This window comes from Streptomyces barringtoniae (genome assembly GCF_020819595.1).
Lineage (GTDB): Bacteria > Actinomycetota > Actinomycetes > Streptomycetales > Streptomycetaceae > Streptomyces > Streptomyces barringtoniae.
The window spans coordinates 143,519-166,740 of the sequence record NZ_JAJHNP010000007.1; the positions used below are offsets into that span (position 1 = coordinate 143,519).

The following is a 23,222-nucleotide window of genomic DNA, read 5'->3' on the forward strand; positions in this document are numbered from 1 at the left end:
TCAGCCGCCGACGAGGGCGACGAGCTTGATGAAGACCAGGCCGGGATCGACGGTGAGGTCCACGACCTCGTCGAGATCCTCCACCTGGCGATCGCCGGCCAGCACGAAGAACCCGTTGGCGAGGAAGGCGCGCTCGGCGATCTCGGCCTGCCGCTCCCAGTCGATGCGGCGGGGCTCGCGCAGTCGGTAGCCGTTGAGCTCGACCTCGGCGTCGGCGGGGCGCACGAGGCCGTTGAACCGGTTGCCGGGACGGGCGTTGTACCGGGCGACCTCCTTCTGGACCCGGAGTCCGATCAGCTCCCGTACGGTCATCCGGTCCGGCAGCCCGGCGACCTCCCACTCGCCGAGCGGCCTGCCCGTCGCGGTCTCGTCCCGGAACGTCACTGTGGCCATCAGGCACCTCGCTCGATCTGCGTGAGAATGGTCCGGTCGGTGATCTTCGTGTCGGCGGCGAGCAGGAACGCCTTGCTGAGGATCAGGGAGAGCCGGTCGTCCTCGAACGGAAGGAACACCGTGCCGTCCTTCGGCGGCCGTGCCGGGACGATGCACAGGTAGCTGTCGTCGGGCTCCATCAGGATGTTGGCCGAGCCCAGGTGGATTCTGTAGGTGCGCAGATCGCCGCGGACGGTCAGGAAGCGGCCGTCGAGCGCGCACCGGTCGGCGATCTTCAGGCGGGGCAGGATGCGTTCCAGGGCGTCGCGGCGCGCCTCGGCGCTCTCCGTGAGCGCGCCGAAGGAAGCCCGCTCCCAGTAGGCGCGCCCGGGGCCGCCGTCGGTCCAGTCGGGGTCGGCGGCGATCGAGGTCACGCCGACGAAGAGATCCACGTCCCGCATCGCCTCGCTGAACACCAGCGGGGGCACGTCGGCGAGCGGGGCCTCCCGCCAGGCGCCCGCCTCCAGGCGGTCGAAGCGCACCTGGTCGGTCGAGGCGAGTTCCTCGTCGCCCGCCCAGTCGGCCCAGCTGTGGAAGAAGCGGACCCGCCACCGCCCGCCCGCGAGGGTGCGCTCGGCCTCGTCGCCGTCCCCGCCGTCCCACGGGCCGAGCAGGTCGCTCTTCCATCCCCGGGCCCGGAACAGGGCGAACATCCTGCGGTAGCGGACCAGGTGGGCGGCGAAGCGGTTGGAGTAGACGCGGGTCTGCTCCTCGGCCGGCGTGAGGAGGTAGATCTCGCGGAACGCCTGCTTGAAGGGCTGCCGTATGCGCTGCTCGGTGAGCAGATCACGCCAGGCCCGTACGGCGTGCGGTTCGGAACGCAGCGGGTGCCACAGCCGTACGGAGGCGTCGTCGGGCGCGTCGGGAAGGCGCTCCTGCGTCTCGGGCAGCACGGCGTGCCACTCGCCGGGTGCGAGCTCGATCTCCCATATCAGCCGTCGCACCAGGGTCCCGGCGAGAGGATGCCCGGCCAGTTCGGTGCGCCACCAGCCGTACGGATGAACGGCGTCGACGGTGAAGCCGCCCTCCAACGCGCGTACGAGGGTGACGAGTTGCGCGTTCACCCGCTTCACCAGGTCGCGCACTTCCTTGACCAGGGCGCTGTGGTCGCGGCGGACCGGGGCCGGGAGGCTGCGCAGCGGGCGGCCGTCCTTCTCCCAGGTCAGCGTGGCGGACTCGGCGACGGTGACGACGGCCTGGTAGTCGCCTGCCGCACGGCGCAGGACGCCGACCGCCGGCGGGCCGCCGACGGATGCGGTCTCGAAGCCCAGTCCCGGCAGCCGCAGTGCCACGTCGGTGCGTTCCGCCAGGGCCGTGTCGACCTTCTTGAGCATCTTGTCGAGCTGCTTGGGCACGCCGGCGTGCCGGACGGTCCGGCGCACCGTGCGGATCGCGGTCACCAGCTCGGGGGTCGGGAAGTCCTGCGCGGCGCGGACCACCTCGTACAGCAGGGCCTGCGAGGGGAGCGTCTTCGCCGCGGTCGGGGCGAGGGAGATGCCGGGCAGCAGCCGCTCGAACAGCTCCGGCAGCCAGGGCTCGTCGCGCAGCAGTGCCACCCGCAGGGCCTGGCCGAGCGTGGTGATCTCACGGTCCGTGAACGCCTTGTCCGCCCGGTAGGGGATCTCGCCGCGCCGGATGGCGTCGGTGCGGTCGGCCGCCGCCTCCAGCGCACGGCGCGTGAACGCCACGTAGGCGGGGTTGTCCGCCGATCTGCGCCAGGCGTGCGCGTCGGGCGACACGAACCTGTGGTCCCGGTCGATCCCGGACAGCAGCGTCTGCTCGGCCGGGGGCAGTCCCGCGACGACGGCGATCTCGTCCGCGACGATGGGGCCCACGTCGTGCGAGAGGCGCTCCACGGCCGTGCGCAGCGTGCCGTCGCCGCCGAGCCGCGCGATCGCGAGGAGCGCGTACGGCTGCCGCGCGGTGTCCTTCTCCAGCCAGAACGCGACCAGGGCGCGGGCCTGTTCGGACACGTCGGGCAGCGGTCCGGTGCAGCGCTCCAGCACGTCCAGGGCCTGGTTCAGGTTCGCCCACCCGCGCTCCTCGTACTGCTCGACGAGTACCTCGAACATGCGCCGGCACGCGTCGGGCGTATAGCGCGGCCGCCGTTCCCGGGCCGCGTCCTCGACCGCGAAGCGGACCGCCGCCATCCCCCGCGGGGCCGTGGCGTCCACCCGGTGGGCGGCCACCAGCAGGCTGCCGAGCTCCTCGTCGGAGACCTGCGACACATCCGGGCGCGTGTCCCCGTCCTCGGGGCCGAACTCCGGGTCGGTCAGCGCACGCATCAGCCGTGCCGCGAGCTCCATCAGGCACCCCTCTTGATCTGCTCGTGCCCCATGGCCCGCCGCATCCCGGGCCGCTGACGCTCCGGTAGGTCGCCGGAACGTCGGACACAGGGGTGGGCGGCGGATCGCGCGCCGTCGGGCGGGGCGGTCCTGCGGGTTGCGGTCATCGAGGCGTCGTAGAGCATGCCGGGATGATGGCAGGGGGGTCTGACAACGCGATCAGCCCGGCCCCGGGCGGTCGCCTTCTCGGCGCACCGGCCCTGATCGCGGTTCCGGTCCACATGGAGTCGTTGCGGTTCCGTCGGCACCGCCCGCAACCCGTCGAGGAATCCTGGCATCGGGCCCGTGTGACAAGGTGGAGCGAGGCCCCGGCGTCGAACGGGCCGGGACGTGAGGTGTGCGGGGCGTGCGGGGAGTGCGGGGAGTGCGGTGGCGGCGGGTCGCCAGTCAGATCGGTCGGAGCATCGCCGTATGGGCGGTCTCCACCCTCACCATGCTGGTCCTCGCCGCACTCCTGCCCGACTTCCGGCTCCAGTCCGCAGACGGCGACAGCGTGACTCGCATCGCCGTCACCGCCGCCTGCGGCGCGGGAGCCTTCGGTGTGCTGTCGGCCGTGGTGTGGCCGCTCCTGGTCCGCCTCCTGCTGCTCGTACCCGCCCTCGTGCTGGGCCTGTTGGTCTTCTTCCTCAACGGCTCCCTGCTGCTGCTCGCCCTGCGCGTCAACCCCTCCGGCCGCGGCGAGGCCGCCCCCGAGACCGCCGTCGTCGTGGCCGCGGTGATGTCCGCCGTCGCCTCCGCCACCGGCGCCGCCCTCGCCGTACGCGACGACGAGACCTACCGGCGCCGCCTGCACCGCCTCGCCGCCCGCCGCCGCAGATCCGACCCGCCCTGCCCCACCACCCCCGGCCTGCTCCTCGTCCAGCTCGACGGCGTCGGCCACGACGTCCTCAAGGCCGCGGTCCGCAAGGGGGTGATGCCCACGGTCGCGGGCTGGCTGGAGCCCGGTGACGGCATACGGCCGACCGGCGACGACGTCCCCCGGCCCACCCACCGCCTCACCCCCTGGCGCACCGACTGGTCCAGCCAGACCGGTGCCAGCCAGCTCGGCATACTCCACGGCAGCACCTTCGACGTGCCCGCCTTCCGCTGGTACGAGAAGGACCGCGGGGAGGTGATGGTGTGCAACCGCCCGACGAGCGCCGCCGAGTTGCAGCGCCGCGCCATGCGGCACACCGGCGACGGCGGACTGCTCACCGTGGACGGCGCCAGCCGCGGCAACCTCTTCAGCGGCGGCGCCGGCGAACAGGCCCTCGTGCTGTCCATCGCGGCCCGCCGCCGGGGCCGGGAGAACCGTTCCCGCGCCGGTTACTTCGCCTACTTCTCCGACCCCGCGAACGCCGTCCGCACCGCCCTGTCCTTCGTCGCCGAGGTGGTCCGCGAGATCGGCCAGTCCACCCGCGCCCGCCTGCGCGGGCAGCGCCCACGGGTGAGCCGCGGCGGGCTCTACCCGCTCGTCCGCGCCTTCGCCACCGTCGTCGAACGGGACGTCGTCCTCGCCGCGGTGATGGGCGACATGCTCGCCGGGCGCACCGCCGTCTACGCCGACCTCGTCGCCTACGACGAGGTCGCCCACCACTCCGGTCCGTGCGGCCGGGACGCCGAGCAGGTGCTGCGGCGCCTCGACCGCGCCCTCGCCCTGCTGCAGCGGGTCGCCGAGCACGCGCCCCGCCCGTACCGCATCGTCGTCCTGTCCGACCACGGGCAGAGCCCCGGTGAGACCTTCCGCTCCCGCTACGGGCTCACCCTCGGCGACCTGGTCCGGGCCGGGTGCGGGCTGCACGTGCCGCGCCGGGCGGAGGGCACGCACAGCGGTGCCGAGGCCCGTGCCGCCGTCCGGGCCGCACTGCGCCGGCCCGTGGAGGAGAAGGGCGAGCAGCAGCGCCCCGTCCGCCGCTCCGAGCCGATCGTGCTGGCCTCCGGCAACCTCGGCCTGGTCTCCTTCCCGGACGTGCCCCACCGCATGACCAAGGAGGAGATCGACGCCCGCCACCCGGCCCTGCTCACCACCCTCGCCAACCACCCCGGCATCGGCTTCCTGCTGGTGCGCAGCGCGGAGCACGACGGGGTGGTGCTCGGTGCCCACGGCGCCGAGATCCCGCTGGCCGGGCTCGACGACCAGCCCGGCCCGCTGGCCCGGTTCGGTCCCGGCGCCGCCGACGCCGTCCGCCGTACCCACTCCTTCCCGCACACCGCCGACATCATGGTGAACTCCGCCTACGACCCCGCCGACGGCGAGGTGCTCGCCTTCGAGGAGCAGATCGGCTCCCACGGCGGCCTCGGCGGCGCGCAGTCCCACCCGTTCCTGCTCTCGCCACTGGAGTTGTCCGCACCGGTCGACGGAGTGAAGGAACTGACCGGCGCCGAGCAGGTGCACCAGGTGCTGCGCCGCTGGCTGGGCGAGCTCGACGGACCCCAGGTCCCGCTCACCGCCGACACCGGTACCGACGGCACGGGCACCGACGACACCGACACCGATGACAGCGGTACCGACGGCACCGAGGACGAGCGGGCCGCGTGAAGTTCGGCTGCGCCCGACCGGCCGGACACCGACACTCCGCCTTGCAGGCTGCCGTCACCGTCACTCCCGCCCGTGTCCCCGGACTCCTCCTCGGCCTCGCCACCGTCCGGCCCGTGTTCCTCTGGGGCGCCCCACGGCATCGGAAAGTCCTCCCTGGTGCGGGAGTTCGCCGACTCGCCCGGCTTGGGGTGCGTGAGCCTGCCCGGTACGCAGCTGGCCCCCGAGGAACTGATCGGCGTGCCGCAGATCCACGACGGGCGGTCGGTGTTCTGCCCGCCGACATGGCCGGCGGCCGCCGGGACTCACTCGACGGTGAGCGGACTCCACAGCGCCCCTGGGACGCGCAACTCGCCCGGTGGTTCGACGAGTTCGCGCCCCACCCGGAACCCGTACGGTCCTTCGCCCGCCCCACCCGCTGTCAGGCCTCCACCCCCGGCATCCCGCGCGTGGGCCGCTGGTTTCCGCCCGAGGGGGTCGCGGGCTGCACTTTCGGGGTGGTCCTCGACAGCTCCGGCTCGATGAGCCGCACTTTGCTCGGCAGGGTGCTCGGTGCGATCGCCTCCTGCGCCGAGGCCCGGAGCCCGTACGGTCCTTCGCCCGCCCCGCCCGCTGTCAGGCCTCCACCCCCGGCATCCCGCGTGCGGGCCGCTGGTTTCCGCCCGAGGGGGGTCGCGGGCTGCACTTTCGGGGTGGTCCTCGACAGCTCCGGCTCGATGAGCCGCACTTTGCTCGGCAGGGCGCTCGGTGCGATCGCCTCCTGCGCCGAGGCCCGGGACGTGGGGGCCGCCCGCGTGGTGTTCTGCGACGCGGCCCCGCACGACGCCGGCTATTTCCCGGTCACCGAGATCGCGGGCCGGGTCCCGGGGTGCACGGGCGCGGCGGCACCGCCCCGCAGCCCGGCGTCGACCTGCTGAACCGGGCCGAGGACTTCCCGCCCGCCGCACCGGTGCCGGTGATCACCGACGGCTGGTGCGACGTGCCGAGGGTGCGCCGCGAGCACGCCTATCCGATCCCGCGGGGAAGTCACCTCCCGTTCACGCCGCGTGGGCCGGTCTTCAGAGTGAGATGAGCCCGGATGTGATCGGATAGGGGCACGGAACACCCCCGTAACGGGATCTCACGTCACGGGACCCGACGCGAAAGGAATGATCGTGGCCACCACGCGCACCGCGCACACCGTCTGGGAAGGCAACCTGCTCGAGGGCAACGGCGTCGTCACCTTCGACTCCTCCGGCATCGGCGAGCAGCCGGTCACGTGGGCGTCGCGCTCCCAGGACGCGAACGGCAAGACCAGCCCCGAGGAGCTGATCGCCGGCGCTCACTCCAGCTGCTTCTCCATGGCCCTCTCGCACGCCCTGGCCGGCGCCGGCACCCCGCCCACCAGGCTCGACACCAAGGCCGACGTGACCTTCCAGCCGGGCGAGGGCATCACCGGCATCCACCTCACCGTGCGCGGCGAGGTGCCGGGCCTGGACGCGGAGGGCTTCGCCTCGGCCGCCGAGGAGGCCAAGAAGAACTGCCCGGTCAGCCAGGCCCTGGCCGGTACGACGATCACCCTGACGGCCGAGCTGGCCTGACGCCCGTACGGCCCCGGATGCCGCGTCCCGTTCCTGGGGCGCGGCATCGCCGTGTGCGGGTACCCGGCCATTGACAGCGTCGCGGGCACGTCCTCTGCTGGGAGTGCGGCAGGCGCCCGGGCGGAAGGGGACGGACCATGGCACGTGCGGTCGGGATCGATCTCGGGACGACGAACTCGGTAGTGGCCGTCCTGGAGGGCGGCGAGCCCACTGTTGTCGCCAACGCGGAGGGCGCGCGCACCACGCCGTCCGTGGTGGCGTTCGCGAAGAACGGGGAGGTGCTGGTCGGCGAGGTCGCCAAACGGCAGGCCGTGACCAACGTGGAGCGCACCGCCCGCTCGGTGAAACGGCACATGGGAGACGCGAGCTGGCGTTTCCCCGAGCAGGGCTCCATCGACGGCAGCCGCCTGCGTGCGCAGGAGCTGTCCGCGCGGGTGCTGCAGAAACTGAAGCGCGACGCGGAGGCCTACCTCGGCGAGGACGTCACGGACGCCGTGATCACCGTACCGGCGTACTTCGACGACGCCCAGCGGCAGGCCACCAAGGAGGCCGGCGAGATCGCGGGCCTGAAGGTGCTCAGGATCATCAACGAGCCGACCGCCGCCGCCCTCGCCTACGGCCTGGACCGGGGCGACGAACAGACGGTCCTCGTCTTCGACCTCGGCGGCGGCACCTTCGATGTGTCCCTGCTGGACATCGGCGACGGCGTCATCGAGGTCAAGGCCACCAACGGCGACACCCACCTCGGCGGCGACGACTGGGACCAGCGGATCGTCGAGTACCTGGTGAAGCGGTTCAAGGGGAGTTACGGCATCGACCTGGGCGCCGACAAGATGGCGGTGCAGCGGCTGCGCGAGGCCGCCGAGAAGGCCAAGATCGAGCTGTCGTCGTCCTCGGAGACGACGATCAACCTGCCCTACATCACCGCCTCCGCCGAGGGCCCGCTGCACCTGGACGAGAAACTGACCCGTGCCCAGTTCCAGGAGCTGACCGCCGATCTGCTCGACCGCTGCAGGAAACCGTTCCACCAGGCCGTCAAGGACGCCGGGATCCAGCTGTCCGCGATCGACCACGTCATCCTGGTCGGCGGCTCCACCCGGATGCCCGCCGTCACCGACCTGGTGCGCGACCTCACCGGCAAGGACCCGCACAAGGGCGTCAACCCCGACGAGGTGGTCGCCGTCGGCGCCGCCCTGCAGGCCGGCGTCCTGCGCGGCGACGTCAAGGACGTCCTGCTGCTCGACGTCACGCCGCTGTCCCTGGGCATCGAGACCAAGGGCGGCATCATGACCAAGCTGATCGAACGCAACACCACGATCCCGACGCGCCGTTCGGAGATCTTCACCACCGCCACCGACAACCAGCCCTCGGTCGGCATCCAGGTCTACCAGGGCGAACGCGAGATCGCCGCCTACAACAAGAAGCTCGGCGTCTTCGACCTCACCGGCCTGCCGCCCGCCCCGCGCGGCGTGCCGCAGATCGAGGTGGCCTTCGACATCGACGCCAACGGGATCATGCACGTCTCCGCCAAGGACCTGGCGACGGGCCGCGAGCAGAAGATGACCGTCACCGGCGGTTCGGCGCTTCCCAAGGACGACATCGACCGCATGATGCGGGAGGCCGAACAGTACGCCGAGGAGGACCGCAAGCGCCGCGAGGCCGCCGAGACCCGCAACCAGGCCGAGCAACTCGTCTACCAGACCGAGAAGTTCATCCGCGACAACCACGACCGCGTCCCCGCCGACACACGCGGCGAGGTCGAGACGGCCGCGGCGGAACTGAAGACCCTGCTGGAACAGAACGCCGACACCACCGCCCTGCGCACCGGCGTGGAGAAACTCGCCACCGTCAGCCAGAAGATGGGGCAGGCCATGTACGCGTCTGCCGCCGGCGGCCAGACCGCACAGGAGGACGAGACCCCGGCCGACACGGAGACCTCGGCCGACACGGAGGGCGTGGTCGACGCGGAGATCGTGGACGACGAACACGACAGCAAGGGCGGAGCCGCCTGACGCCTGCCCGGCCGGGGGCGCACGGCGGCAGCCACCAGCGGAGGAAGGGCGGTCAGCGCTTGACCGCCACCCCCGCGTACACCGGCACGACGCCCTCCGCCTGGGCGGCCACGTCCACCGGCTCCGGACGCCAGCCGTACACGGGGATGACGCCGGGGCCGAGCAGCTCCAGGCCGTCGAAGAAGCGGTAGAACTCGGGCAGCGTGCGGGGGTGGAACGGCGTGCCGCTCCTGCGGAACAGCTCGGCCGCTCTGGCCACACCCTCGGGGCTGAGGTCCTGGGTGACCTGGGACAGGATCAGGAAACTGCCGGGGGCGAGCTCGTCGACGTACCGCTTGACCAGACCGAACACGTCGTCTTCCCGCTCACCCAGGTAGTGGGTGAGCGCGATCAGGGACAGCGCGACCGGGCGGCCGAAGTCGAGGAACTCGCCCGCCGGCCCCAGGATGGTGTCGGGATCGCGGACATCGGCGTGGATGTAGTCCGTGCTGCCCTCGGCGGCACTCCGCAGCAGGGCCTCGGCGTGCCGGAGCACGATCGGGTCGTTGTCCGCGTAGACCACCCTGGACTCCGGGGCCACGCCCTGGGCGACCTGGTGCAGGTTGGGCTCGGTCGGGATACCGGTCCCGATGTCGAGGAACTGCCGTACCCCGGCCTCGGCCGCCGCACGGACGGCCCGGTGCATGAACCGCCGGTTGGCCCGCGCCCCGCGCACCACCGTGCCGTCCACGGCGAGGATCCTGCGCGCCAGCTCCTCGTCCACCGGGTAGTTGTCCTTGCCGCCCAGCCACCAGTCGTACACCCGGGCGGGGTGCGGACGGCTGGTGTCGATCGGCGTGGGCGTGGCATCGCGTGCGGTCATACGGCTGTTTCCCCCAGAGAAATCGGTCCGGACGTGACGTCACAAGGTCTTGCGGAACTCCCGCAGCAGGTTCTGTGTGCGCTGTGCCGACGCGGCGCGGGCCGTCATGTGGTCCAGCACCTCCAGATGCGCGGCCACCTCGCGGCGGGAGTCCAGGTACAGGGCGCCGGTCAGGTACTCGGTGAACACCATGTCCGGCAGTTCCGGCTCGGCGAAGCGGAACAGCGTGAACGGCGCGTACGTCCCCGGATGCGGGCCCGCCGCGAACTCGGCGAGCTGGAGGGTGACCCGGTCCCGCTCGGCGTACTCCAGCAGCTTGTCCAGCTGCTCGCGCATCACCTCGCCGCGCATGCTCACCGGGCGCCGCAGCACCGTCTCGTCCATGATCACCCAGAGGTGGGGCGGGTCGTCCCGCTCCAGCAGCCGCTGCCGCTCCATGCGCAGCGACACATGCCGCTCCACGGACTGCGGCGAGGTCTGCCCGATCGTCCCGGCCTCCAGCACCGCCCGCGCGTAGTCCTCCGTCTGCAGCAGACCGGGTACGAAGTGCGGCTCGTAGGAGCGGATGATCCGGGCGGCGCCCTCCAGGCTGACGTACAGGCTGAACCAGTCGGGGAGCACGTCGTGGAACCGCTGCCACCAGCCCGGCTGGTTCGCCTCCTCGGCCAGCCGCACGAACGCGGCCGCCTCCTCCTCGGGCACCCCGTAGGTGTCCAGCAGCACCTGCACGTACGGGATCTTCAGCGCGACCTCGGCCGTTTCCATCCGCCGTACGGTCGCCGACGCCACCCTGAGGACCTTGGCGGCCTCCTCCCGGCCGAGGCCCGACGCCTCGCGCAGTTCCTGCAACCGTTTACCGAGCACCACCTGGCCCACAGTGGGCGCAGCCCGCCGCTCACTCACGCCACGCCTCCCCTACGCGCCGAAGTACGCGGGCAGTCTGCCATGTGATCCCCTGTCGCACACCAGTCCGAGGCCATGAGGACCGCGGGGCGGGGGTCAACCGGCCAGCCCGTGCAGGTACTTGGCGGTCGCCGGGTCCGCCGGCAGGAACGTCTCGATGGCGAGCTCGGCGACCGTGACGTCCATCGGCGTGTTGAACGTGGAGATCGACGACACGAACGACAGGATCCGGCCGTCGTGCTCGATGAGCATCGGCAGCGCGAAGTACGGGACGGGCTCGGCCGGTTCAACACCCGGCGCGTCCTCTGGCACCGGGTAGGCGGCCACCTCCTCGTACAGGGCGCGCAGCTGGTCCGAGCGCTGCAGGGCGATCTGCCGCTCCATCTGCGCGAGCAGATGCCCGCGCCACTCGCGCAGATTGCGGATGCGTGGTGCGAGACCCTCCGGATGCAGGGTCAGCCGCATCGCGTTCGGCGACGACATCAGCGTCTCCGGCACGCCGTCCAGCAGCATCATGATGCCCCGGTTCGCGGTGACGACCGTGTACCCGGCGTCGACCACCAGCGCCGGATAGGGCTCGTAGCCCTGGATGAGGCGTTCCATGCCGTCGCGCAACGCGTCCAGCGCCGGGTCGTCCAGCGGGGTCTCCGGATAGTGCGGGGCGTAACCGGCCGCCAGCAGCAGCGCGTTGCGCTCGCGCACCGGCACGTCCAGATGTTCGGCGAGCCGCAGCACCATCTCCTCGCTCGGCCGGGACCGGCCGGTCTCGACGAAGCTGATGTGCCGGGCCGAGGAGTCGGCGCGCAGCGCCAGCTCCAGCTGGGAGACACGGCGCCGCTCCCGCCAGGCGCGCAGCAGCGGGCCGACGCCCTTGTCGGCGGCGGGGGCGGTGGCGGACGCGGAGGGACCGGAAGCGACAATGGCCATACGTCCGACCGTAGTCGAGGAGTCGCTGAGGAGTTGCTTCAGTTGCGCATGAACGAGCCGTGGTCCGGGCCGTGGCGGTCCTCGTCCCCGCAGGCGTCCCTTCAGGCCTCGGCCGTGTACCGGGCCAGGGTCCGCGGCTGTCTCCTGGGCGGCGCGCTCGGTGACGCCTCGGCTACCCGGTGGAGTTCTCCACCCTGGACCGTATCCGCGCCACCCACGGTGCGCGCGGCGTAACCGGTTTCGTCCCCGGGGCTCACGGTGCGATCGGCCTGATCAGCGACGGCACCCAGATGACCCTGTTCACCGTCGAGGCCCTGATCCAGGCGCACGCACGGGAGCGCGAGAAGGGCATCGGCGGCGCCCGGCCCCTGCTGCTGCGTCAGGCCTACGAGCGCTGGCTGGAGACCCAGTCGAAGCCCGGCCCCGAGCAGCCGGCGCAGCCGCAGCCCGGCACCGCACCGGCCGGCGGCCTGGTCACCGAGGCCTGGCTGTACTCCCCCGGAGGGGGCACCCCCGGCCGCGCCCCCGGCAACGCCTGCCTGTCCGGTGCGGCCCGGATGTACGCGCCCGACCCCGCGCTCCCGCTGGACGGCACACCGGGCGAGGTCAACCCCGACTCCAAGGGCTGCGGCACGGTCATGCGCTCGGCCCCCTTCGGACTGGTGGGGCCCGCCGAGGAGGCCGTCGCCATGGCCGCGCGCGGTGCCCAGATCACCCACGGCCACCCCACCGGCTGCTACGCCGCCGGTGCGCTCGCCGCGATCGTGGCGCACCTGGTCGCCGGGGAGTCCCTGGAGGGCGCCGTACTGCGCACGCTGCGGCTGCTGGAGCGGCACCGCGGCCACACGGAGACCACGGCCGCCCTGCGCGCCGCCCTGGACCTCGCCGCCGACGGGACGCCGGCGGCCGAGAAGGTGGAGTCCCTCGGCGCGGGCTGGGTCGCCGAGGAGGCCCTCGCCCTCGGCGTCTACTGCGCGCTCGCCGAGCCCGATGCCGGGCAGGCCCTGCTGCCGGCCGTCAACCACTCGGGCGACAGCGACTCCACCGGCTCGATCTGCGGCAACCTGCTCGGCGCGCTCCGCGGCGACACCGGCCTGCCGCACGCCTGGGTGGCCCGGGTGGAGGGCCGGGACCGGATCGCCGCGCTCGCCGACGACCTCGCGGCGGAGTGCGCACGCGGCTGACGTGGCAGGCTGAACCCGTAGCCCGTGTTGCAGCCCCCTCGAAGGGAGACCCGGCCATGGCCGTCGAACCGCTGTCGCAGAAGGAGATCGAGGACCGGCTCGCCGAACTGCCCGGCTGGTCGGTGGACGACACCGGCCGGCTCACCCGCTCCTACCGCCTCGGCTCGCACGTCGCGGCGGCGGCGCTCGTCATGCACATCGCCGCCGTTCAGGACGAACTGGACCACCACTCCGACCTCACCCTCGGCTACAACACCGTCTCCCTCAGCGTCCACACACACAGCGCGGGCGGCGCGCTCACCGCGAACGACTTCGCGCTCGCCCGCAGGGTGGAGGACATCGCCCCAGGTCACCACGCACACTGAGGGGCGTGCTCGACTACGAGAAGGAAGCCGACGCCTATGACGCGTTGCGCGGCGGCGAGGCCCGCGCCGCGGCGGCCGCACGGGCGGTGCTCGGCCTGATCCCCGACGGGCCGGGCCGCCTGCTCGACGTGGCCTGCGGCACCGGCATCGTCACCCGCCGGCTGGCCGGCGACCGTCCCGCGCTCCGGGTGACGGGTGCCGACCTCACCGCCGCCATGGTGCGCAGGGCGGTCGCACGGCTGCCGGGCGCGATCGTACGGGCCGACAGCCGCCGGCTGCCGTTCCGTACCGGCACCTTCCACGCCGTCACGAGCATCTGGCTGCTGCACCTGCTGCAGGACGCCGAGGACGTCCGCGCGATCGTCGCCGAGTGCGCCCGGGTGCTGCGGCCCGGCGGGGTCTACGTCACCACCGTCGACAAGGCCGCGGCGCACGACGTCGGCAGCGACATCGACGCCGTCCTCGCCTCCCGTCCGCGCCGCCCCGCGCAGGACGCCGCCGCCACCGTCACCGCGCACGCCGTCCGGCACGGGCTCCGGCCGGCCGGGGCCACCGCGTTCCCCGGCGTCGGGCAGGGCCGCAGCCCCCGCGCCACCGTCGCCGACCTGCGCCGCGGCTGGTTCACCCTGCTGCCACCGGGCGAGCCGCGCACCGAGGAGTTCGCCGCGAGCCTCTCCCGCCTCCCGGACCAGGACCGCCCCCGCCCGGACCCGGTGTTCGCGGTGCGTGCGTTCCGGAAGACGGCGGCGGGCTGACGGCCATGGCCGGCAACACCTTGGGGGGAACGCGCGACGACCGGGCGGCCCCCTGTGTGGGTGGGGGCCGCCCGTCGCGGTACGCGGAGCCTTGGCGGGGCCGGGCCATTCGAGAAGCTCCGGGTACGAGCCCATGGCCAGGGCGATGTCCGCCTGGGCCCAGAACCGGTGGTAGGTGAAGCTGGGCGCGGCGCCGCCCTTGAGGTAGGTCTCGATCTTCGACCAGGCCGGGTCGTTCTTGTAGAAGGACCGGATCGAGGTGAACGTGGCCGAGGAGTTGACCGCGTCGCCGTTCGGCATGGTGCCGCTCCAGCCGCTCGGCACGTACACGCCGTCGCCGAACCGGCTGTGGTCGCTGCGGGTCTCGGGGACGGCGATGCCCAGGCCGTCCGGGTGGTTGTTCCACATGCCGTCCAGCAGCGCCTTCACCGTGGACTTCGCCGTCGCGTCACCGGACTTGGCGCCGTAGTAGGTCAGCGTCTTGGTGTACGCCGCCGCCACGCCGACGTCGTCGGTGTAGTCGGCGAGGCAAGGACTTCGACCGGATGTGCGACCCGAGCTACGGCGGCAACGCCCGCAACGGCAACAACCCCACGGGCGCGCTGGCGAACGCGCCGCCGGCCGGGCACTGGTTCTCCGCCCAGTTCCAGCAGCTGATGCAGAGCGCGTATCCGCCGCTGCCCTGACCCGGTGACCTCCGCCGGGGTCCGGCGCTACCGGCCAGGCCCCGGCGGACCGCGCGCTCCGCCGACGAACACCAGCCGCCCACCCGCCACAGCTCACACGACACCGCCACGGGACCTCCCGGAGACAGGGTCCGGTCAGGGCATGTCCTCGACCGGGACAGGCACGGCCAGAGCTTTCCTGGGACCGGAGGTGTGGCCTCCGCCATAGCCGCGGTTGGTCTGCACCTGGTGGGCTGTCGGGATGCGCCAGACCACTCCTCTCGCCGCAGCAGCCGTCGCAGTGTTCGCCCTCGTCGCCGCGTGCGGGAGCCGGCAGCCGGCCTCCCGGCAGCACGAAGAGCCGGCCGGCTCCGCTGATTCCTCGGCCCTTCCCGTCGACCGTTACGAACTGACCAGGACGGACAACGAAACCATCGACAGGGCACGCTGGGCCCTGGCGCGTTCCTGCATGAACGACCTGGGATTCCCCGCGCTTCGTACGCTGAGCCTGGACCCGCCCCCGGCTTGGCCGATGCCTCCGCAGCAGGCCGGAGTACTGGTTGCCGTAAGTTTCACCGCCGACACCGACCGGTACGGCGTCAGCGACCCCAAGCAGGCGGCCGTCCACGGCTACCAGGGCGCGTACGCGGAGTGGAAGGCCAACCGGAAGACCGCCGACCGGAAGTGGACACTGCCCCAATACGTGGCTCTGACCGGCGAGTTCGAGTACCAGCGCAACAAGAACACCGTCCACGGGCACACCGTCCCCGCGCACGGCTGTCTCGGCCAGGCCGACCGCACCTTGTACGGCTTCCGGCCCCAGGACCGCCGTGACCCGGTGCTGGACGTGAAGGGAGAGGGCATCACCGAGGGCGAGAAGACGAACGAGTGGAAGGCCGCGGACCGCGCCTGGTCAGCGTGCATGAAGGCCCGCGGATACCACTACGCCAAGCCCTCCGACGCCCGCAATGACCCCAGGCGGAGCGAGAAGGAGTTCGCACAGAACCCCCACCGCGACCCCCATGTTCCCTCCGGGCTGGAGAAGGCGACCGCCGTGGCGGACGCCGTCTGCAAACAGAAGACCCACTACGTTCCCACGGTCCGCGCCATCGACATTCGCGTCCAGAAACACCTGATCCAGCAGAACCGGACCGCTCTCGAAGAGGCATACCGCCAGAGCAAGGCCGCTGCCGACAAGGCCCGAGCGATCTTGAGAAACCTGGCCTGAGACGCACGCTGTGCGGTGGCCGGCCGGATACCGCAGGGACCTGGCGGTCGTCTGCTTGCCGTATCGGCACCTTTTTTGCGGCACCGGCAAGGAAAGTGGCATCTCCTTCTGCGCCGTCGCACTCTGGCCGCATCCGAGCGAGAGGCTGAGCGACATGGCACACGACCACCAGGCCCACCACGGGCACTCCACACAGCACGGCCACGGTCACACCCATGGCGGCGACGTCGACTGGGCCGCGATCGCCGAGCTGATGGAGGCGGAGGCCGAGGTGTGCGCCCCGGTGTACGCACGCGCCCTGGCCTGGCTGGGCAAGGAAGTGACCGAGCCCGGGCTGATCGTGGACGCGGGCAGCGGGCCGGGAGTGATCGCCTGCCTGATGGCGGACACGTTCCCCGGCGCGCGGGTGGTCGCTGCCGACGCCTCCGAACCGCTCCTGGAGCGCGCCCGGGCCCGGGCCGCCCGCCAGGGCGTCGCCGACCGCTTCGGTACCATCGCCGGTGAACTACCGGACTCCCTCGGAGAGTTGGCCTATCCGGCGGACCTGCTGTGGGCCAGCCGAAGCCTGCACCACCTCGGTGACCAGAAGGCCGCGCTCGCCGCGTTCGCCGCCCGGCTCGCACCCGGCGGGACCCTGGCCATCCTGGAGGGCGGACTGCCCAGCCGCTATCTGCCCCGCGACATCGGCTTCGGCCGCCCGGGCTTGCAGGCCCGCCTCGACGCGGCCCAGGAGGAGCGCTTCGCGCGGATGCGCGCCGAGCTGCCCGGCGCGGTCCCCGAGACCGAGGACTGGCCCGCCCTGCTGACCGCGGCCGGACTGAAGCACACCGGCACCCGCAGCTTCCTCCTCGACATCCCCGCCCCCGTGCCGGACCGGGCCCGCGCCTTCGTCGTCGGGTGGCTGACCCGCACCCGGGACATCCACGGCGACGTCATGGACGCCGAGGACCGAGCCACCCTCGACCGCCTCCTCGACCCCGCCGACCCCGGTGGCCTCCACCGACGCCCCGACGTGTTCGTACTGTCGGCCCACACGGTGCACCGGGCGGTACGACCGGTGTGACCGGGCGCGGCCCGGCATGTCTCCGGTGGCCGGGTGAGGTGCCGAGCACGCCCACGACTCCGGCGCCGCAGGCTCGCTGGGCCGCTGGGCCGCGCATCTCGGGGCCGCTCCGCCCCGACGCCCCATGTGCCCGTCCTCGCACGGCCGTCGGGCCCGCAGCAGTCCGCTGCCGCGGCCCGGCACTGCTGCCCGCCGTCGGTGCCGTACCGCTGCCGTACCTGCGACGGCGCTTGACTTCGAGAGTTCTCCAAGTGATGGACTGCCGGTCTCACCGACACACAGGGGGACCGCACATGAACGACTCTCCGGTCGCACTCGTCACCGGCGGCGCCACGGGCATCGGCGCCGCCGTCGCCCGGCAGCTGCTGGCCGCCGGCCACCGGGTCGCCGTCACCGGCCGTACGCAGGCCCGGCTGCGGGACTTCGCCGAGGGGCTCGGCAATCCCGGGGAACTGCTGACGGTCGCCGGTAACGCGGCGGCATTCGAAGACGTACAGGACGCCGTCGACCGTACGCTCAAGGCATACGGCCGACTGGACACGGTCGTCGCCAACGCCGGCTTCGCCACCCACGACACCGTCGCCGACGGAGACCCGGCCGGCTGGACCGAGATGGTGCTCACCAACGTCCTCGGCCCCGCCCTGCTCATCCGGGCCTCCGTGGAGGCGCTGAAGGAGTCGCGCGGCCGGATCGTCCTCGTCGGCAGCGTCGCCGGGTTCGTGAACACCCCGGGCAACATCTACGGCGCCACCAAGTGGGCGGTCACCGGGCTCGCCGAGAACACCCGGCGCCAGGTCACGGAGTTCGGGATCGGTGTGACACTGGTCGCCCCCGGCCGGGTGGAGACCCCTTTCTGGGACGGGCTCGGCAGCCTGCCGCCGGGACACCTGCTGACCCCCGACCAGATCGCCGACTCGGTGGTCTGGGCGATCCGGCAGCCGGCCGGGGTCGACGTCAACACCGTGGTCGTACGTCCGCTGGGGCAGCCCAACTGACGCACGGATACTGCTAGTTGTTGGCCAGGAACTGCTTGGCCAGCTGGTCCCCGAGAGAGACCGCGGCGCTGTGGCTCTCGATGGGGGAGACCTTGGAGTTCTTGAACAGGATGTAGGTCACGCCCGAGTCGGCGCCGCCGGTCTTAGGGTCGGGATCGATGCCGAGCGCCTTGGCGGTGGCGTACGACGCCTCGCCGATGATCTTCGTGGGGCCGGTGTCGCCGACGACGGCGTACTCCACCTTGTTGTTGTAGATGACCGCGACCACGCCGCCGCCCTTGATGCCGGCGCTGGAGTAGTTCCAGATGCTGCTGGAGCTCGGGACGACGATGTACGGGAGCGACTCCGCCTTCAGGGGCTTGCCGTCGGACTGGTGGAAGGCGGTGTCGTCCTGGTACCAGGGGTCGCGGTTCTCGTTGCAGTTGGTGGTCCGCTGGCCGTCGCAGTCGATGTCCATGTCGGCTTTCCAGAACACCGCGCCGTTCTTGCCGCACACGGGGACCGTGGCGGACGTCTCGTCGTCGGTCTTGTACTTGCCGTTCGATATCTGGGAACAGGACTTCACCTTGGCGAGCAGATCGGCGGCACTGACCGAGCCCTCCTGGGCGGAGGCCGGAGCGGTCCGCGCCGCCGCGCCGGCGGACGCGTGCGCGGGCAGCACTCCGGCGGCGAGCAGGGCGGCCCCGGAGACCGCGGCAAGGGTCAGGGTTCGAAGGCGCACTGTGGGGGCCCTTCTGTTAGGAAAGTTTCCTTACCAGGTGCCGTACACCGTGGACCCGTGTGCATGTCCTCGTCAAGCCTCCGGTTGCGAGCTCCCGAAAGCTGTGCGTATTGCGGGGATTTGAGACCGTGGCAAAACTGAAGAGGACCACTTTTCCGGATATGTCTGCCGCGTCGGTCGGCAGGGCCACCGCTCCGGGAGGCGAGGCGCATGTTCGTACGCACGGTGTACGCGACCGGCGATCCGGCGCAGCTGGGCATGGCCGTGGGGGCCCTGAACACGCGGGGGCACGACCTGCTGGAGGAACGGCCCGGCTACCGGGGCGCGGGTGTCTTCGTCGACCGCGACCTCGGCAAACTGCTCACGGTCAGCTGGTGGGAGTCCGCGGAGGCGCGCCGCAACAGCGACGAGGTGATGAGCGCCCGGCGGCTGGAGCTGTTGCAGCCCTTCGCGGGGACCGTCGCGGTCGAGAACTACGAGGCCGCCGTCTTCCACCGCGTGCACCGGCCCGTCACCGGCGGCGGGCTGCGGGTCACCCGGCTCGAGTTCGACCCGGCGGACGCGGACCTCGCCACCGACACCTTCCACGCCGGTGTGCTGCCCCGGCTGGAGGCCCTGCCCGGATTCGCCGGCGCGGCCCTCTTCCTGGACCGCGACCGGGGCCGCGGCATGGCGGGTGCCCTCTTCGCCGACCGCGTGTCGCTCACCGCGTCCCGGGCCGGGCAGGCGGCGATCCGGCGCGAGAGCGCGGCCAAGGCGCACGTGATGGTGGTCGCCCTGGAGGAGTTCGAGGTCCTCCACGCGGACGTGCGGGGCGACTGAGCCCGCCGACGCCAGGGCGCGCGGCCGACCGAGTGCCGGGGGTGGGCGGGCTTGTGCGTGGGGCGGGCGGGCTTGTGTGCGGGGCGCATTCCGGAGCCGGCGGGGCGGTAGGTGCCGGGTGGCGTCGGCTCATGATCCGGAAGGGGGCGCACACGGCCGTGCGGTTCGGGGCGGCGCGGGTCTGGTGCGTGGTGGGCTGGGTGGTGTGGGGCGTGGGGCCCGGCATGGGAGGCGGCCCGTATGGCCCGAGGCGCCGCGGGTCGGCTGCGCGGCGCGCCGCGCAGCCGACCCCGGAGCGCACACGGCCGCCGCCCCTCCGCGCGGACGGGGCGGGCGGCCGTGGCGTGCGCGTGGGGTGTCAGCCCATGTCGAAGACGGCCGGGTCGGGGCCCAGGCGCCGGTCCTCGTTGAGGGCGCGGATCGCCGCGAGGTCCTCGTCGTCCAGGCTGAAGTCGAAGACCTCGATGTTCTCCTTGATCCGGGACGGCGTCACCGACTTCGGGATCACGATGTTGCCGAGCTGGATGTGCCAGCGCAGCACGACCTGGGCCGCGGTGCGGCCGTGCTTCTGCGCGATGGCGACGATCGCCGGCACCTCCAGCAGGCCCTTGCCCTGGCCGAGCGGCGACCAGGCCTCGGTCGCGATGCCCTGCTCGGCGTGGAACTCGCGAGCGGCCTGCTGCTGCAGGTGCGGGTGCAGCTCGATCTGGTTGACCGCCGGGATGACGGAGGTCTCCGAGATCAGGCGCTCGAGGTGCTCGGGAAGGAAGTTGGACACGCCGATGGCGCGGACCCGCTTGTCGGCCAGCAGCTTCTCGAACGCCTTGTAGCTGTCGGTGGACGTGCCGCGGGCCGGCAGCGGCCAGTGGATCAGGTACAGGTCGACGTAGTCGAGACCCAGCTTCTCCAGCGACGCGTCGAAGGCGCGCAGCGTGGAGTCGTACCCCTGGTCGCTGTTCCAGAGCTTGGTGGTGACGAAGACGTCATTGCGGGGCAGGCCGGAGGCGGCGATGGCCTTGCCGGTGCCCACTTCGTTGCCGTAGATGGCCGCGGTGTCGATGCTGCGGTACCCGGCCTCCAGTGCCGTGGCGACGGCCCGCTCGGCCTCGTCGTCCGGCACCTGCCACACGCCGTAGCCCAGCTGGGGCATCTCGACGCCGTTGTTGAGGATGATCGGGGGGACCTTGCTGCTCACGAGCCTCTTGATCCTTCGGTTGTCGACAGGTGGTACTCCTATCGTCAACGATCACGCGCCGCCACGCATTCCTGACGGCGACATTCGCCTCTACTGACCGGTCAGTCAGTGCCAGGAGCAGAGATTGGCCGGAAACGCATCCGACGTTTTCGGTCCGGACCATTGACCGGAGCTCTCCGTCCCGCAACTCTGTATCGCGCCACCGGACGTGTCACTGAACCCGGTGCATACATGTGAACCGGCCCTGACCAGGTCGCGTCTTCCCTCCGGCTCCCTTCCGAGACTCCCCACCCTCAGGAAAGCGAGTACGCACACATGAGCGAGAGTCCTTCCCTGCCTGCCCTGACACGCCACACCGCCCCGAATACATCGGATGAAAAGCCCTGGAAAAGCCCGGACTACCACATCGTGGAGACCGCGCTGGAGGTGACCGCGTACGCGCTCGCCGACCGCCGTCCGCCCCAGCCGCCCCCGGCCGCATGACCGCGGCAGCACCCGAACTCGACGGCCGCGCCGCCTGGCCGGCCGCCGAGTTCACCGAGCGGCTGCGCGCGGTCACCGCGACGCGCTACCACGACCGGCACCCCTTCAACCAGCGGATGCACCGCGGCGAACTGACCCCCGCCGAACTGCGCCGCTGGATCGCCGCCCGCTTCCACTACCAGCGGCACATCCCCGTCAAGGATGCGCTGATCCTCGCGAAGCTCGACCGGCCCGAGGAGCGCCGCGCCTGGCTGCGCCGCATCCGCGACCAGGACGGTACCGACGCCACGGGGGGCGGTATCGAGCGCTGGCTGCGGCTCGGCGAGGCGGCCGGCCTGGCCCGCCAGGAACTGTGGGACACCTCCCGGGTCCCGCCCGGGGTGCGGTTCGCGGTGGAGGGGTACGTCACCTTCTGCCAGCGCAGCCCGCTGCTGGACGCCGTCGCGGCCTCCCTGACCGAGCTGTCCGCCCCGGACCTGATGCGCACCCGCATCGCCGCCTTCGAACGCCACTACCCGTGGATCGACGCGGCGGGCCTCGGCTACTTCCGCACCCGTGTCACCCAGGGAGCCCGGGACGCCGAGCAGGCCCTCGCCCTGGTCCTCGCCCGGGCCCGCACCCGCGAGGAGCAACAACGGGCCGTCACGGCACTGGAGTTCAAGTGCGAGGTCCTGTGGGCCCTGCTCGACGCGGTGGACCGGAGCGACCCGTGACAGCGGCGTCGCCGGCCTCGCCCGCCATGTCATGGCGCCCCGTTCTCGCCCGTGGTGTGGTGCTGCGGCACGACCGGGTACGGGGCACCGACCTGTTGCTGCTGCCGGAGCGGGTGGTGGTGCTCGACGGCAGTGCGGGCGGTGTGCTCCGGCTGTGCGACGGCGTCCGGGACGTGGCCGCCGTCGTCACCGAGCTGGCCGTACGCCACCCCGCCGCGCCGGTCGCCGCCGAAGTCCCCGAGTTTCTGAACCGGTTACGGAAGGAGGGCTGGCTGAGATGACCGCACCTCCCGCACCTCCCACACCTCCCCATCCCCCCGGTCCTCCTTGGGCCCTGCTCGCCGAGCTCACCCACGCCTGCCCACTGCGCTGCGGTTACTGCTCCAACCCCGTCGAACTGGTCAGCCGGTCAGGGGAGCTGTCCACGGAGCAGTGGTCGGAGGTCTTCCGGCAGGCGGGCGCGCTCGGTGTCGTCCACACCCATCTGTCCGGCGGCGAGCCGCTGCTGCGGCGCGACCTGCCCGACCTGGTGGCCGCCGCCGACGGTGCGGGCCTGTACACCCAGCTCGTCACCAGCGGGGTGGGCCTCGGTGAGCGGCGGCTGGCGGAGCTGAACGGGGCCGGGCTGCGCAGTGTGCAGCTGTCGGTGCAGCACGCGGACCGGGTCACCGCCGAACGGATCGCGGGAGCACGGTCGTTCACCGCGAAGGAACGCGCCGCCCGGCTGATCCGCGAGGCCGGACTGCCCCTCGGGGTGAACGCCGTACTGCACCGCGGCAACCTGGACGACCTCGACGGCCTGATCCGGCTCGCGCTCGACTGGGGTGCCGACCGGATCGAGCTGGCGAACACCCAGTACCACGGCTGGGCGGCCCGCAACCGTGCCGGGTTGCTGCCCACACCCGCCCAGGTCGAGCGCGCCCGTGCCCGAGTGGCCCGCTGGCGTGAACGCCTCGGCGGCACACTGGAGTTGGTGTGGGTGGCCCCCGACCTGGTGGACGCCACCGCGAAACCCTGCATGGGCGGCTGGGGCGCCGTCTCGCTCACCGTCGCCCCGGACGGCACGGTGCTGCCGTGCCCCGCGGCCGGGACCCTGCCCGGTCTGGACCCGCCGAACGTGACGCACCGCGAACTTGCCTGGATCTGGCGGGAGTCGAGGGCCTTCAACGCCTTCCGGGGCGAGTCCTGGATGCCCGAACCGTGCCGCGGCTGCGCCCTGCGCACCGTCGACCACGGCGGCTGCCGCTGCCAGGCATACGCCCTGACCGGCGACGCCACCCGCACCGACCCCGCCTGCCGGCACGCTCCGGACCACCCTCTCGTCGAGGCGCTTGTGCAGGGTGCCGCCGACTGTGCTGATCCACCCGCGTATGTCTACCGAGGGGGAGTCCGTTGAGATACCGACGCTCGCGGGCCGGGCTGTCCGGCGACGTTCCCCGCACGACGGCCCCTGTCTG

21 protein-coding genes and 4 pseudogenes are annotated in these 23,222 nt (G+C 72.3%); 17 read left to right on the forward strand and 8 right to left on the reverse strand.

All coding sequences use genetic code 11. The features are described 5' to 3' along the window. Positions 1-393: a hypothetical protein gene (locus LMU33_RS14440; protein WP_228620739.1), complete on the reverse strand. Its 393-nt coding sequence runs from the start codon at positions 391-393 to the stop codon at positions 1-3. Then, positions 393-2,738: a DUF4132 domain-containing protein gene (locus LMU33_RS41385; RefSeq protein WP_283844140.1), complete on the reverse strand. Its 2,346-nt coding sequence runs from the start codon at positions 2,736-2,738 to the stop codon at positions 393-395. The genes LMU33_RS14440 and LMU33_RS41385 overlap by 1 nt, the downstream gene beginning before the upstream one ends. 394 nt (positions 2,739-3,132) lie before the next feature. Here LMU33_RS41385 and LMU33_RS14455 point away from each other — a divergent pair, with 394 nt between their 5' ends. The 5 genes and pseudogenes from LMU33_RS14455 (at position 3,133) to dnaK (ending at position 8,884) form a co-directional block, all read left to right on the forward strand. Further along, positions 3,133-5,295, forward strand: coding sequence for a phage holin family protein (locus LMU33_RS14455; protein ID WP_228620975.1), 2,163 nt, complete (start codon positions 3,133-3,135; stop codon positions 5,293-5,295). 41 nt (positions 5,296-5,336) lie between these two features. Continuing rightward, positions 5,337-5,574: pseudogene (locus tag LMU33_RS14460) on the forward strand (MoxR family ATPase); the annotation flags it as partial. A 295-nt stretch (positions 5,575-5,869) separates the two neighbouring features. Next, positions 5,870-6,364: pseudogene (locus LMU33_RS14465) on the forward strand (DUF2201 family putative metallopeptidase); the annotation flags it as partial. Positions 6,365-6,446: 82 nt separating this feature from the next. Beyond that, a complete protein-coding gene (locus tag LMU33_RS14470) occupies positions 6,447-6,872 on the forward strand; it encodes an OsmC family protein (protein ID WP_228620741.1) in 426 nt (141 codons plus the stop codon). Between the two features lie 137 nt (positions 6,873-7,009). After that, positions 7,010-8,884: a molecular chaperone DnaK gene (gene dnaK / locus LMU33_RS14475; RefSeq protein ID WP_228620743.1), complete on the forward strand. Its 1,875-nt coding sequence runs from the start codon at positions 7,010-7,012 to the stop codon at positions 8,882-8,884. 52 nt (positions 8,885-8,936) lie between these two features. On the opposite strand, the gene LMU33_RS14480 is transcribed toward dnaK, so the two are convergent. The 3 genes from LMU33_RS14480 to LMU33_RS14490 form a co-directional block, all read right to left on the reverse strand. Further along, a complete protein-coding gene (locus tag LMU33_RS14480; protein WP_228620745.1) occupies positions 8,937-9,746 on the reverse strand; it encodes an SAM-dependent methyltransferase in 810 nt (269 codons plus the stop codon). A 39-nt stretch (positions 9,747-9,785) separates the two neighbouring features. Beyond that, positions 9,786-10,649, reverse strand: a complete 864-nt coding sequence (locus LMU33_RS14485) for a Sco1979 family transcriptional regulator (protein WP_228620747.1) — start codon at positions 10,647-10,649, stop codon at positions 9,786-9,788. A 96-nt stretch (positions 10,650-10,745) separates the two neighbouring features. Then, positions 10,746-11,576, reverse strand: a complete 831-nt coding sequence (locus tag LMU33_RS14490) for a helix-turn-helix domain-containing protein (RefSeq protein ID WP_228620748.1) — start codon at positions 11,574-11,576, stop codon at positions 10,746-10,748. A gap of 48 nt (positions 11,577-11,624) precedes the next feature. On the opposite strand from LMU33_RS14490, the pseudogene LMU33_RS14495 reads away from it, so the two are divergent. From LMU33_RS14495 to LMU33_RS14505, 3 genes and pseudogenes are all read left to right on the forward strand, one after another. Then, a pseudogene (locus LMU33_RS14495) lies at positions 11,625-12,760 on the forward strand (ADP-ribosylglycohydrolase family protein). Between the two features lie 56 nt (positions 12,761-12,816). Beyond that, complete coding sequence (locus tag LMU33_RS14500; RefSeq protein WP_055706243.1) at positions 12,817-13,125, forward strand: 4a-hydroxytetrahydrobiopterin dehydratase; 309 nt, start codon at positions 12,817-12,819, stop codon at positions 13,123-13,125. A 5-nt stretch (positions 13,126-13,130) separates the two neighbouring features. Next, positions 13,131-13,880 (forward strand): class I SAM-dependent methyltransferase, encoded by a 750-nt coding sequence (locus LMU33_RS14505; protein ID WP_228620750.1) that lies wholly within the window; start codon positions 13,131-13,133, stop codon positions 13,878-13,880. Between the two features lie 108 nt (positions 13,881-13,988). On the opposite strand, the pseudogene LMU33_RS14510 reads toward LMU33_RS14505, so the two are convergent. Beyond that, a pseudogene (locus LMU33_RS14510) lies at positions 13,989-14,408 on the reverse strand (glycoside hydrolase family 48 protein); the annotation flags it as partial. 17 nt (positions 14,409-14,425) lie between these two features. Between LMU33_RS14510 and LMU33_RS14515 the strand changes: the two are divergent. The 4 genes from LMU33_RS14515 (at position 14,426) to LMU33_RS14530 (ending at position 17,831) form a co-directional block, all read left to right on the forward strand. Continuing rightward, positions 14,426-14,566: a hypothetical protein gene (locus LMU33_RS14515; RefSeq protein WP_228620752.1), complete on the forward strand. Its 141-nt coding sequence runs from the start codon at positions 14,426-14,428 to the stop codon at positions 14,564-14,566. Positions 14,567-14,807: 241 nt separating this feature from the next. Further along, positions 14,808-15,773, forward strand: a complete 966-nt coding sequence (locus LMU33_RS14520; protein ID WP_228620754.1) for a hypothetical protein — start codon at positions 14,808-14,810, stop codon at positions 15,771-15,773. Between the two features lie 154 nt (positions 15,774-15,927). Continuing rightward, positions 15,928-16,836, forward strand: coding sequence for a class I SAM-dependent methyltransferase (locus LMU33_RS14525; RefSeq protein ID WP_228620756.1), 909 nt, complete (start codon positions 15,928-15,930; stop codon positions 16,834-16,836). Between the two features lie 293 nt (positions 16,837-17,129). Beyond that, positions 17,130-17,831 (forward strand): SDR family oxidoreductase, encoded by a 702-nt coding sequence (locus LMU33_RS14530; protein WP_228620759.1) that lies wholly within the window; start codon positions 17,130-17,132, stop codon positions 17,829-17,831. A 13-nt stretch (positions 17,832-17,844) separates the two neighbouring features. Here LMU33_RS14530 and LMU33_RS14535 read toward each other — a convergent pair whose 3' ends face one another. Continuing rightward, the gene (locus LMU33_RS14535) at positions 17,845-18,552 is read right to left on the reverse strand and encodes a glycoside hydrolase family 75 protein (RefSeq protein WP_228620761.1); all 708 of its coding nucleotides are present in this window, start codon (positions 18,550-18,552) and stop codon (positions 17,845-17,847) included. A 210-nt stretch (positions 18,553-18,762) separates the two neighbouring features. Here LMU33_RS14535 and LMU33_RS14540 point away from each other — a divergent pair, with 210 nt between their 5' ends. Then, positions 18,763-19,374, forward strand: coding sequence for a hypothetical protein (locus LMU33_RS14540; RefSeq protein ID WP_228620762.1), 612 nt, complete (start codon positions 18,763-18,765; stop codon positions 19,372-19,374). 358 nt (positions 19,375-19,732) lie between these two features. On the opposite strand, the gene LMU33_RS14545 is transcribed toward LMU33_RS14540, so the two are convergent. Continuing rightward, the gene (locus LMU33_RS14545; protein ID WP_308280778.1) at positions 19,733-20,569 is read right to left on the reverse strand and encodes an aldo/keto reductase; all 837 of its coding nucleotides are present in this window, start codon (positions 20,567-20,569) and stop codon (positions 19,733-19,735) included. A 315-nt stretch (positions 20,570-20,884) separates the two neighbouring features. Between LMU33_RS14545 and pqqA the strand changes: the two genes are divergently transcribed. The 4 genes from pqqA to pqqE are packed head-to-tail and all read left to right on the forward strand — an operon-like array spanning position 20,885 to position 23,161. After that, positions 20,885-21,052 carry a pyrroloquinoline quinone precursor peptide PqqA gene (gene pqqA, locus LMU33_RS14550; RefSeq protein WP_228620764.1) on the forward strand — a complete coding sequence of 56 codons (168 nt, stop codon included), beginning with the start codon at positions 20,885-20,887 and terminating at the stop codon, positions 21,050-21,052. After that, complete coding sequence (pqqC, locus tag LMU33_RS14555) at positions 21,049-21,765, forward strand: pyrroloquinoline-quinone synthase PqqC (protein WP_228620766.1); 717 nt, start codon at positions 21,049-21,051, stop codon at positions 21,763-21,765. The genes pqqA and pqqC overlap by 4 nt, the downstream gene beginning before the upstream one ends. Next, positions 21,762-22,046 (forward strand): pyrroloquinoline quinone biosynthesis peptide chaperone PqqD, encoded by a 285-nt coding sequence (gene pqqD, locus LMU33_RS14560; protein ID WP_372477960.1) that lies wholly within the window; start codon positions 21,762-21,764, stop codon positions 22,044-22,046. The genes pqqC and pqqD overlap by 4 nt, the downstream gene beginning before the upstream one ends. Further along, positions 22,043-23,161 carry a pyrroloquinoline quinone biosynthesis protein PqqE gene (gene pqqE / locus LMU33_RS14565; protein WP_228620768.1) on the forward strand — a complete coding sequence of 373 codons (1,119 nt, stop codon included), beginning with the start codon at positions 22,043-22,045 and terminating at the stop codon, positions 23,159-23,161. The genes pqqD and pqqE overlap by 4 nt, the downstream gene beginning before the upstream one ends. The last annotated feature ends 61 nt before the right edge of the window (positions 23,162-23,222 follow it).